The organism is Enterococcus alishanensis (assembly GCF_019218635.1).
GTDB classification, from domain to species: Bacteria; Bacillota; Bacilli; order Lactobacillales; family Enterococcaceae; genus Enterococcus_A; species Enterococcus_A alishanensis.
In genome coordinates, this window is the sequence record NZ_JAHUZB010000002.1 from 526,301 (window position 1) to 538,253 (window position 11,953).

At 34.6% G+C, this 11,953-nt stretch carries 11 protein-coding genes; 6 read left to right on the top strand and 5 right to left on the bottom strand.

Going from position 1 to position 11,953, the window contains the following annotated elements; genetic code table 11:
• Positions 1-38 precede the first annotated feature (38 nt).
• Complete coding sequence (locus KUA55_RS06165) at positions 39-530, top strand: YajQ family cyclic di-GMP-binding protein (RefSeq protein ID WP_218325306.1); 492 nt, start codon at positions 39-41, stop codon at positions 528-530.
• Here KUA55_RS06165 and KUA55_RS06170 read toward each other — a convergent pair.
• Entirely contained in the window at positions 517-2,889 is a 2,373-nt protein-coding gene (locus tag KUA55_RS06170; protein ID WP_218325307.1) for an ATP-dependent DNA helicase, read from the bottom strand. The genes KUA55_RS06165 and KUA55_RS06170 overlap by 14 nt on opposite strands.
• Before the next feature lie 55 nt (positions 2,890-2,944).
• On the bottom strand, positions 2,945-3,271 hold the full coding sequence (locus KUA55_RS06175) for a phage holin family protein (RefSeq protein WP_218325308.1): 327 nt from the start codon (positions 3,269-3,271) through the stop codon (positions 2,945-2,947).
• 132 nt (positions 3,272-3,403) lie between these two features.
• Here KUA55_RS06175 and KUA55_RS06180 point away from each other — a divergent pair, with 132 nt between their 5' ends.
• The 5 genes from KUA55_RS06180 (at position 3,404) to rpsT (ending at position 8,133) form a co-directional block, all read left to right on the top strand.
• A complete protein-coding gene (locus KUA55_RS06180) occupies positions 3,404-4,024 on the top strand; it encodes an MBL fold metallo-hydrolase (RefSeq protein ID WP_218325309.1) in 621 nt (206 codons plus the stop codon).
• A 21-nt stretch (positions 4,025-4,045) separates the two neighbouring features.
• A complete protein-coding gene (locus KUA55_RS06185; protein ID WP_218325310.1) occupies positions 4,046-4,747 on the top strand; it encodes a histidine phosphatase family protein in 702 nt (233 codons plus the stop codon).
• A gap of 139 nt (positions 4,748-4,886) precedes the next feature.
• Entirely contained in the window at positions 4,887-5,720 is an 834-nt protein-coding gene (locus KUA55_RS06190) for an undecaprenyl-diphosphate phosphatase (protein ID WP_218325311.1), read from the top strand.
• A 144-nt stretch (positions 5,721-5,864) separates the two neighbouring features.
• On the top strand, positions 5,865-7,754 hold the full coding sequence (locus KUA55_RS06195; protein ID WP_218325312.1) for a heavy metal translocating P-type ATPase: 1,890 nt from the start codon (positions 5,865-5,867) through the stop codon (positions 7,752-7,754).
• Between the two features lie 124 nt (positions 7,755-7,878).
• Positions 7,879-8,133 (top strand): 30S ribosomal protein S20, encoded by a 255-nt coding sequence (gene rpsT / locus KUA55_RS06200; protein ID WP_218325313.1) that lies wholly within the window; start codon positions 7,879-7,881, stop codon positions 8,131-8,133.
• A gap of 27 nt (positions 8,134-8,160) precedes the next feature.
• On the opposite strand, the gene holA is transcribed toward rpsT, so the two are convergent.
• From holA to KUA55_RS06215, 3 genes are read right to left on the bottom strand one after another with little or no spacing between them, the layout of a single operon-like run.
• A complete protein-coding gene (holA, locus tag KUA55_RS06205; protein WP_218325314.1) occupies positions 8,161-9,198 on the bottom strand; it encodes a DNA polymerase III subunit delta in 1,038 nt (345 codons plus the stop codon).
• Positions 9,199-9,225: 27 nt separating this feature from the next.
• Positions 9,226-11,454 (bottom strand): DNA internalization-related competence protein ComEC/Rec2, encoded by a 2,229-nt coding sequence (locus KUA55_RS06210; RefSeq protein WP_281419009.1) that lies wholly within the window; start codon positions 11,452-11,454, stop codon positions 9,226-9,228.
• Positions 11,451-11,942: a ComE operon protein 2 gene (locus tag KUA55_RS06215; RefSeq protein WP_218325316.1), complete on the bottom strand. Its 492-nt coding sequence runs from the start codon at positions 11,940-11,942 to the stop codon at positions 11,451-11,453. Before KUA55_RS06215 ends, KUA55_RS06210 begins: the two co-directional genes overlap by 4 nt.
• Between the last annotated feature and the right edge of the window lie 11 nt (positions 11,943-11,953).

Genomic DNA, 11,953 nt, shown 5'->3' on the forward strand with positions numbered 1-11,953 from the left:
ATTGTTTTTTGATAAACTAAAGAAAAAGGAGGGAAATTATGGCGAAAGATGCAAGTTTTGACATTGTTTCAGAGGTAAACAAAGAAGAAGTCAAAAACGGGATTCAAATTGCTTTAAAAGAATTGAATAATCGTTTTGACTTCAAGGGTGATAATTTTGATATTCAGTTAGAAGGAAATCAACTGGTTGTTAGCGGTCCGGATGATTACAAGATTGAACAAATTAAAGATGTATTATTTAGCAAATTAATTAAACGCGGTGTTCCTTTAAAGAACCTTCATTTTGGTCAATCAGAGCATGCTCTTGGCAGTACGGCTCGACAAAAAGCTGATTTAATTAGTGGCATTGACCGTGATGTGGCCAAAAAAATTAATACAGCCATCAAAAATAGTAAGATTAAAGTTAAGTCTCAAGTGCAAGAAGACCAATTACGGGTAACCGGCAAAAATCGTGATGACTTGCAACAAGTTATTGCATTAGTAAAAGATTTAGATTTACCAATTGATGTGCAATTTACTAATTATCGCTAGCTGATGTATCAGCTAGCTTTTTTTGCCAAAATTTCTCTACTTCTATAGATATTTCCGTTGTTCGATGAATAATCTTGCGGTCATACCAGCTTGGTGGTAATAACTTTTGGTAGCTAGCTTGATTGAAACGCTGGTCTAATAATAAAATAACTCCACGGTCATTCATTTGTCTAATTACCCGACCCGCTGCTTGAATAACTTTATTGATTCCCGGTAGTTGATAAGCATAACTAAATCCTTGATTGTTTTTCTCATCAAAATAATCTTTTATCAAATTTTGCTCATGGTTAATCTGAGGCAATCCTACTCCAACAACAACAACGCCGATGAGTTTATCACCAGTTAAATCAATTCCTTCTGAAAATATTCCTCCTAAAACAGCAAAAGCAACCAGGGTCTCTTTATTATTCCCATCAAAGTTTGCTAAAAACTGTTCCCGCTCTGATTCGCTCATCTGACTTGCTTGAATTAAGGAGTTATATTCTGGGAATGTTCGTTTAAACTCCTCAGCCACTTCATCTAAATATTGAAATGACGGGAAAAAGACCAAATAGTTACCTTTTTTTACTTTTACTAATGCCTCGATCGATTTTACAACTTCTGGCAAACTTTGTTGTCTTTTCTGATAAGTTGTTTGGATATTGTTATGAACTAATAATAATCTATTTTCATTTGGGAATGGATTTGGCAATCGATAAGTTAAGCTTTCCGTATTTTCAGATAGCACTTCCTGATAATATGGTAAAGGAGAGAAACTAGCTGAAAATAAAACAGTACTTCCGACAAGATTCATTGATTGTTGTAAAAATAGAGACGGATCAATACAGTAGATTTTAACAATTAAATCATATTGCTTTTTCTCAACAGTAGTTTCATAGTGATCATCATAAAATTCACTTAGTCGTGTAAAGCGTAAAATATCAAAATATAGATTCAACATTTTCTCTTGATTATCATCTTCTGGATGCTCAGCGAGCCATTCCTTCATTAGGTCTTGTAATGAGTATAAACGATTGACTAAACTTTCAGCGGCGGCTTTTTGATGATGGTAATTTGTGTTCTTTTCTTCGAGAACTTTATGAATTAGTTCAAACTCATTGTCTACTTGATTGAATGCTTTACGTAGTTTTCTAAAGGATTTTTTTGTAGCTTGACCCACTGTATAGATTTTTTCTCTAGAAATTTCAGCAGAATACATTTCCTTGGAACGGTTTACCAAGTTATGGGCTTCATCAACCAGTACAATATTGTTTGGGTTTTCTTCTTCGAAAAATCGTTGCAAATGAACAACTGGATCAAATAAATAATTGTAATCACCAATGACCACGTCACAAAATAAACTAACATCTAAAGATAGTTCAAAGGGACATAATTGATGTTTTTTTGCATATTGCTCAATTACTGGTCGCGTAAACTGATCTTCTTCTTGCAACATATCCCATAATCCATCGTTGACGCGATCATAGTATCCAGCGGCAAATGGGCAGTGCTCGGGCGTACAGTTACGCTCTGATAAAAAACAAATTTTATCTTTTGCTGTCAATGTAACACTTTTTACCCGTCCATTTTTTTTCGCTAATTTATCAATTGTTTCCTCTGCAACTGTCCGTGTAATAGTCTTGGCAGTTAAGTAAAAAATTCTTTCTCCGACGCCTTCTCCCAACGCTTTAAAAGCGGGAAAAAGAGTCGAGAGTGTCTTGCCTGTACCTGTTGGCGCTTCAACAAATAGTTGCTGTTGATGATAGATTGTTTTATAGACCGCTGCAGCTAATTCTCTTTGACCAGTACGATATTGTGGAAAAGGAAAAGGCAATTCCTTTAATGATTGATTTCTGATTTGATGCCAATTAGTTTCAAAAACTAACCAACCTTCATAGCGACTCATTAAGTCTGAAAAGAAACTGACAAGCTCATCGAAAGAATATTTTCTAGTAGTAGTAGTTATTTTCTTTTCAATGGTTTGAAAATAACGAACTTGGACATTGATTTCTGACAGTTCTTGACTTTCAGCATATATATAAGCGTAAACCATGCCTTGATAAAAGAATAAATTTACTAATCCTTCAGTTAAATCTTCAAAGGGAGTTTCAGAAGTTTTTATTTCATCGATTGTTATGCCTGTTTCTGAGGTGATAATTCCATCGGCTCGACCTTCAACTTGAATGGTTTCATCAGCTAATGTCAATTGCTTTTTTAACCAAACCTCTTTTTCATAACCAGTACCAGCCTGCTTTTGTAGTGAGCGATGAATTTTAGCACCTTCTTGAGCAGTATGTTGACTATTTTTCCCTTCATCAATACTACCCGTACGCATTATAAACTCAACTAATTTTCGAACAGCAATCTTTTTAACTGTCATCCACTCACCTCTTTCACAAGTGCCACAATAAGCGAATTTCATTTATTCGTCAAGTTCATTTCTTCTTTAATTGTTCTAGTAATTTCTTAAACTGATCAATCTGAATACCCATTTTTTGATAGTTTTCCAAAATTGATACAACCTCCATCCACAAAAAACTTAAGTAGAAAGTATAAAGCAATGCTTGCCCTGCGTGAAAGGGAATAATTTTAGCTACAGGCCACAAAAATAAAAGTAACATTAAGCTAGCAATTTTTCTCAAAATACCATTGATTCCGACTTTTGATGAAATAGATTTAGTGATTCTTGCACTAATTATTCCTGTTAATAAATCTAAAACCATCGCAATTGAAATTAAAGATAAGATTTCTAATTCTTTCATTTCTTTCACCTCCCCTTATATCCTTTAACTTTAATAACGAAAGTTTTTAATGAAAAGTTCAATTGAACTAATGCTTTTTCTATTTTTTTAAATTTAAGGTATAATATAGTGGAATTGTTTGGAGGGAATCATATGCAGATTGAAGCAATAACTAATCAAGTTGCGGGAGAAAATACTTACTTTATTTATAATAAAGAAAATCTATTAATTATTGATCCAGGATCAGATGTGGAAAAAATTATTGACGCTATTCAGCGAATCAATCGAAAACCTGTGGCAATTTTGCTAACACACACTCATTATGATCATATTGTGGGCTTGGAATTGATTCGAAAAAAATATGAAATACCAGTTTATGTGAGTCCATTAGAACAAGAATGGTTAACTAATCCTCAGCACAATGGCTCTTTAAATAATCCTTTCGTGCCGGATATTTATGCCAAACCAGCGGAATTCGAATTTGAATTAAGGGATTATGAATTAGGCGGAATGACATTTTCGGTTGTGGCAACACCAGGTCATTCGATTGGCAGTTTAAGTTTTGTTTTTGAAGACTTTGTGGTTGTTGGGGACGCCTTATTTAAGGGAAGTATCGGGAGAACTGATTTATATAGTGGTGATTTAGGACAATTACTGGCAAGTATCACAGAAAATTTATTTAGTTTGCCACGAGAATTACCTGCTTATCCAGGCCATGGCGAAGCAACAACGATTGGTCATGAAATCGATACAAATCCGTTTTTTAATAATTAAAACTATTTTGGAGGTTTTTAAATGAAAGAGACAAATTTATATTTGGTACGTCACGGAAAGACAATGTTCAACACATTAGCAAGAGTTCAGGGATGGTGTGATACGCCTTTGACTAAACCGGGTCGTGAAGGAATTACTGCTGTTGGTTTAGGTTTAAGAGATACAGCGTTTGAAGAAGCTTATTCAAGTGATTCAGGTAGAGCAATTGAAACAGCTCGCTTAATTTTAAGAGAACATCCCCACCAAGATGTAATCCCATATAAAACAGATCCACGTGTACGGGAATGGTGTTTTGGCTCTTTAGAGGGCGGTTACGACGCAGAAATGTGGGGAGTTCTTCCACGCGTTCTGAATTTCAAAACTGAAGATGAATTATTCTCAACAGATGTCACTTTTGAAGAGATTGCTAATGCAATTGTTGGCGCAGATACTGCAAACTGGGCTGAACCGTATGAAGTTTTAAAAAATCGTGTATGGCAAGGTTTTGAAGATATGGCGAAGTATCGTGAAGAACGTGGCGGCGGAAATGTCTTAGTAGTCTCTCATGGATTAACAATTGCTTTTATGTTAAGTCTAATTGATGACAAGCAACCTGTTCGAGCGAACTTAGAAAATGGTAGTATCAATCGTCTACGTTATGAAGATGGAAAATTTTCAATTCGTTCAATTAATGATATCTCTTATCAGGAACGTGGTCGTTTAATTATGGCCGAAGAAAAATAAATATTTATGGACTGGGAAGAATAAAAAATCTTCCCAGTTTTTTTATTCTTAAAAAAAGCTTAGCCTTTTTAAGATAGTCAAATATTTTTCTAAAAGGTATACTAGTGATTGTTATGAATTTGAAGGGATGGATTTTTTAATGTTTGTTGCAAATATAATTAAAGCAATTATTTTAGGTATTATTGAAGGAATCACGGAATGGCTACCAATTTCTTCAACTGGACATTTAATTTTAGCTGATGAATTTATTAAGATGAATGTGTCATCGGCTTTTACCGAAATGTTCAACGTAGTGATTCAATTAGGTGCAATCCTTGCCGTTGTTCATCTTTTTTTCGCAAAGCTGAATCCTTTTTCAAGTACGAAAAACTCAGTTGAAAAACGTGATACTTGGACTCTTTGGACAAAAGTTATCATCGCTTGTTTCCCGGCTGCGATTATCGGCTTACCTTTAGATGATTGGTTAGATGCACATTTCCATAAATTTTTACCGGTTGCTATTATGTTGATTGTCTATGGTGTTGCCTTCATTGTTGTTGAAAAAAGAAATAAAACCAAAACTCCAAGATGGACAACTTTAAATGATTTTACTTATCAAGCGGCTCTTATTGTTGGTATGTTTCAAGTCTTGTCTTTAATCCCTGGGACTTCTCGCTCTGGAGCCACAATTTTAGGAGCTATTTTAATTGGCGCGTCTCGTTACGTTGCAACTGAGTTTTCTTTCTTCTTGGGAATTCCAGTAATGTTTGGTGCCAGTGGATTGAAAATTGTTAAATTTCTAGCTAACGGTAATTCGTTTGATGCTCAACAAATAATTATTCTATTAATCGGGATGATTACCGCGTATGTTGTCTCGATCATTGCCATTAAATTCTTATTGGATTATATTAAGAAAAATGATTTTACAGTTTTTGGCTGGTATCGGATTGTCTTAGGTATTATCTTAATTGCTTATTGGATTATTGCTATGTAATTATAATTATTATAAAAAGACTCTTGCGAGAGTCTTTTTATTTTGCTCTTTTCTAAATGATAATCACTTTCATTCTCAATTACGCGATTTAATTATCAATTAGTTTTTTTCTATGCTATCATGATTATGAAAGGAGGAATTGTGATGAGTAAAGAAGAAAGACAAGCTTTTCTCTCAACAATTTTCTGTTTGGGATTCTTGATTTTTGGTAGAGTGATAATGTATTTTAGCTTATCCTACGCACCGCTCCTATTTATTTTAGCTATTATTAGTGGCGGTTGGAAACAAACATACGAAGGCATAAAGGAATTAATCCAAGACAAAACATTAAACGTGGATTTATTAATGGCTTTAGCAGCAATCGGTGCATGTATTATTGGTAATTGGTTTGAAGGGGCGATGTTGACTTTCATCTTCTGTTTGAGTGGTGCTTTAGAAGAATATGCAACCAATAAAAGCACGAAAGAAATCACTGCTTTAATGAATTTAAGTCCAACAACTGCTTTAAAAGTTTTAGCGGATGGAACAAATCAAGAAATTGGGGTTGAAGATTTAAAAATTGCAGATACTGTCTTTGTACCAAAAGGCAGCAATATCCCAATTGACGGAATAGTTTTAGATCAAGCCAGTACAATTGATGAATCTAGCATCACAGGTGAATCTGTCCCAGTGGAAAAAAATGTTGGTGATGATATCTTTGGTGGGACGATTAATACAGGTAATGCTTTCAAAATGACGGTTACTAAAAGTGCGGAAGATACTTTATTTGCGCAAATCATTAAACTAGTTGAAAATGCGCAAAATGAGAAAGGCGAAACTGCCAGTTTTATCGATAAAATTGAAAATGTTTATGTCAAGATTGTATTGTTAGCTGTTCCACTATTTATTGCCTTTACTCACTTTGGCTTGAATTGGGCCTTTAATGAAAGCTTTTATCGCGGAATGGTTTTATTAGTTGTCGCCTCCCCTTGCGCTCTGGTAGCATCAGCAACACCGGCAACTTTAGCAGCTATTTCAAATGGTGCAAAGAAAGGTATTTTGTTTAAATCTGGTAAAGATCTTGAAAAATTAGCAGAGTTAAAGGCGATTGCCTTTGATAAAACTGGTACTTTAACTAGAGGAAAACCTCGTGTAACAAATTTCAAAGTATTCGATGCTGATCCTTTGATTCCAGCAATCTTATTTTCGATGGAGCATGCGTCTAGTCATCCTTTAGCCAATGCGATTACTCAGTTTTTCCATGAAGAAAATATGTTGGAATTAACCGTCGAAGAAAAAGCAGGTTTTGGACTAGAAAGTTTTTACCAACAACATCATTGGATTTTAGGTAAAACAGGAATGTCAACAACTCATGATGACTTAGCTGAAACTTGGCGATCTCAAGGAAAGACAGTTATTTTTCTGTCACGAGATGAAGAAGTAGTTGCTTTACTAGGACTACTAGACTTACCTAAAGCAAATGCTAGTGAAGTCATTCAGTACTTTAAAGATAATCAAGTTCATACAGCTATGTTTACAGGAGATAATGAAGGAGCTGCCCACACTGTTGCAAAATCAGTCGGAATTGACGAATACAGAGCCAATTGTTTACCGGCTGAAAAAACGAAATTAATTACTACAGAGAAAGAAAAATATGGTGTTAATGCTATGGTTGGCGACGGAATAAATGATGCACCGGCTTTAGCAACTGCAACAATTGGTGTGGCTATGGGCGAAGGTACTGATGTTGCGATGGATGTATCCGATATGGTGCTTATGAAAAATGATTTAAGTAAACTAAGTTATGCTCATCGTCTTGCTAAAAAGATGCGTCGCATTATTAAACAAAACATTGTATTTTCCTTATTAGTTATTGCCATTTTAATCGCTAGTAATTTTCTACAATTTCTAAATTTACCTTTAGGAGTTATTGGGCACGAAGGTAGTACAATTTTAGTCATTTTTAATGGGTTACGATTACTCATTCCTTTAAAAGAAGACTTGCTAAACAATCAGATGGATTGCAGTGATTGTCCATTGCAGCATTTAGAATAATAATTGTGTTAAGGAAAAAAACTTGTCACGAATTCATTGCATTGGATTGCGCCTTTATGTATAATGAGTAATGTTGAATTGTACGGACTTTCCGTATAAGATCTGAAATCGGAGGTGAAAATCCATGCCAAACATTGAATCTGCAATTAAACGTGTTCGCACAAACGAAGCTGCAAATATCAGAAATGCTTCTCAAGCTAGCTCAATGCGTACAGCTGTTAAGAAATTCGAAGAAGCTGTAGCTGCCGGTGCTGATAACGCAAATGAATTATACCAAGCTGCTGTTAAAGCAATTGATATGGCTGAATCAAAAGGTTTGATTCACAAAAATAAAGCTGCTCGTGACAAATCACGTCTTGCTAAAAAATTAGCGAAATAATAAAAACCGATCGCAGGATCGGTTTTTTTATTTGGCTAATTTTATTTTTTCTGCCGTTTTTAAAACAAATAATTGAAAACTTAATTCTTTGTCGGCTTGCCCACTCTTGACTAAGAAATCATTCTCGACAAGTTGATCAAATAAATCAATCAGTAATTTCTCAGAAATTCCTTTAACTTGTTGCATTGCCATCTTTACCCGATAAGGATGGACACTCAGTGTTTCTGCAATGTTAGCTTGTTGATAGCCTATTTTCATCAAAATCTTGGTCTGTAGCAATAGTCGTATTTGACTGATTAAAATCGCGTTTAATCGAATTGTTTCTTCTCCTTGAAGGAGTAAATCTTGATATATTTGAATCGTTTTTCCAGAATTACCTTTCAACAATTCCTCTGTTATTTCAAACACATTATGCTCCAGTGTTTTAGGCACAAGATTACGAACTTCAGCAATCGTAATTCCAACCGATGGATCAGCTGCTAGAATCAATTTTTCCAGTTCATTCATGATTTTTGATAAGTCAAAATCAATCAGGCGCAATAACAAGTCAAAAGCCTCGGCTGAGATCGTAACATTCTCTTTTTTTAAATATTGTTGCACATAACTTTTCAAAGGGGCTTCAGCTAAGGGTGCAACTTCAATTGTTTCGGCAGCTTTTTTTAATGCTTTAGTTATTTTTTTACGGGCATCCAATTTTTCATAATTGGCCCAAAAAACTAGGACAGTTGATTCCAATGGCCTTTTTAAATAAGTAATCATTTCCTCAATCGCGGCTTCCTGGTCAGCTATTTTCTTTTCACCAGTCAAAAAGCTGGGGTTCTCAACAAAAACTAAGCGATAATCTCCAAAAAAAGGCAGACTCTCTGCTTCCGCCACGACACTAGCAAGATTCCCTTCACTACTATCGAAATTCATAAAATTTAATTCTTCTAAATTGTCCCTTTTCATCCGTGTGAAAAAAGCGTTGCGAATCACTTGTTGTAAATAACCCTCTGTTCCAAGAATAAGATAGACAGGTTTTAAGGGATCATTAGTGATTTCTTTTAATGCTTGTTGTACGTTCATAAACTCCTCCTGTCTGTTATGCTATCACTAATTTACCGGAAAATCTATCAAGCATTTTCGTTTTAAATCAGAAAATTGATACCATTGATAATAAATCATTCCCTGTTGATCCGTTCTTAAGATTATTTGCTGATAATCAGCCAAAGTTTTTAACACTTCACCTGTCGGATGTCCATAACGATTATTCTGCCCTACTGAAATAATCGCTTCTTGACTTTTTAATTGTGCTAAAAAAGCTGGTGACGTAGAAGAATTGCTACCGTGATGGCCAATTTTTAAGACATCTATTTTTAGCTTAGGATAGTCTTCCATTAATTTTTCTTCACCAGCAATTTCCAAATCGCCTGTAATTAAAAATCGTTTCTTTTTTATTTTAAAAAAAGTAACCACTGAATCATTGTTTTCACCTTTGCCATTTTCAGGTGCCAATATGTGTAGTTTTAAGTATTTTCCAACTGTATTGCCTTTTCTAATTTGGTGCAATTTAGTATGGATAGGTAATTTTCCGATTGCTTCAGCAAATCCTTTTTTTGCACCCGTTCCAATATAAATATTTTTGACTCTTATTTTAGTTAATAAATGATTCACTTCCCCTAAATGATCAGCATCATTGTGGGTTAATATTAAATGGTCAATTTTTTTGATGTTACTTCCCTTTAGTACTGGTAATAAATTATATTCCGAAGCAGCTTTTCGTTGATATCTTTGCCATTCTTCCTTTTCGAAATTTAGACGACCGCCTGTATCAATTAAAAAAGTTTCTTTTTTAAAAGGCAATTTGATTAATAAACTATCCCCTTGTCCCACGTCAATAAAAGCCACCATTCCAGGCGTAAATAAACTAAAACTAGCAATTATCACAACGCCAACTACAGCAGTAAGAATAAATTTTTGTCGGTATTTTATTTGATGAACCAAAAGCATTAAACCTAGCAATAGTAAAATAGCTAAAAAGAAGAAAGGTTTACCGAACTGTAATGGTTTCATTGTTACTAAGGACAATATAAAGTTAATGCCTGTCATGAGCTGCTCACAGACTGTTAGAATAAATGCTGGAGTGACACTTCCAAACATTGTTAAAAAGCCACAGAGAGGCAAAATGAACCATTTGAAAATTGGGACCATTAAAAAGGTCAGTACACCTCCTAAAAGTGGCCACTCACCAAATTCAATCACTAAAATTGGCATAATTAAGAATGAAAACAGTAAATTTTGTTGCCATTCTTTTAAATTAAAACTAGGAATATAAAGCAACAGAAATGCCATAAAAATGCTCAAGCGACCGCCAGTTGACCAAAGTACAAGTGGAAAACACAAAGTTAAAATTAAACACATCAAACTCCACTGATCTAATTTTGAAAGGGATAAATTAAAAGTTAAACAAACAAAGGCAATCATAAAACTTAAGACACCGCGAATAACACTAAAATTCCCACCTGTCATGATGATCACGAAAATTCCTGCCACAGAGAGCAGTATTAGTCTTGGCCGTCTTAAAATGGCTAATCGCTTCAGCAGAAGATGAAAACTACCTAAATATATAGTGATGTGCATCCCAGATAACGCAAAAAGATGTAACAATCCATTAACTTGATACACTTCTGTCAACTGATTGAAGTTTTCATCTCTAAAACCAAAAATCAAAGCATTCGTGTAGGTCGCTAAATTTTGTGGTAAATTCTGTTCTAATTTTCGCCTAATTTGATACCTAAAACTGGCTAATTGAGTTTTTCTGCCTATCCCTTCGAATTCATCGACTGAAATAACACCATGAATCCCTTGGCTTTGATGATATTTTTTTTGATCAAAGCCATGTAAATTTCTTTTTGGCTCAGACGCACTTAGACTGCCATTTATTTTAATTTGATTAGGAACATGGGCTTTTTGCCAAAAAAATTTTTCTGACTCTTCTTTTAAACGATAATACAATTGATATTTTTTATTATTCATTTCAACAATAGCTTGTAACTGATCACCGTTTATTTTGATGGTATCTTCTTTTAATATAACCACCTCATCAATTTTTTCAGCTAAAGGTGTTTGCAACCCATTTACATATGTAGTTGTTCGAATACAAGCAAATAAGCTGCATAAGAAAACCAAGACAAATAAGCCTAGTTTTTTCATGCAGCAAATTCGAAAGAATAAAAGCAAGCTAAAAATCAGCCAGACAAGTTTCTTTTCATAAAAACTTGTCGCGACTAATAAACCACAGGCAATTGGCAGAAATAAATAATTTCGGCATTCTTTGATCATTCACTAGGAGATGTGGCAGCATCTTCTCCTAATTGTAATTTGGTAAAATATTTACTTTCTAAAAAGACTTGATTTGCACTAGCTCCCACCTGTTTAATTAAGTCCACCGCATAGTCATCATTACGATAATCTTTCAGATAATTAATTTTTTTTATTCCAGCTTGTAGTAACGCTTTGGTACACGCTAAGCAAGGAAAATGTGTGACATAAATTTCTGCATCATTGGTAGGAATACCCAATTTTGCACATTGTAGTAGGGCGTTCATTTCTGCATGAATCGTCCGGATACAATGACCGTCCACAACATAACAGTCCTCATCTATACAATGAACGTCGCCCGACACAGAGCCATTATAGCCACCCGCGATGATTCTTTTATCTCGTACAATTGTTGCACCAACTTCTAGCCGTGTGCAGGTACTTCTTAAAGATAACAATACAGCTTGTGCCATAAAATATTGATCCCAAGGTATTCTTTCAGTCGTCACAGTATTTCTCC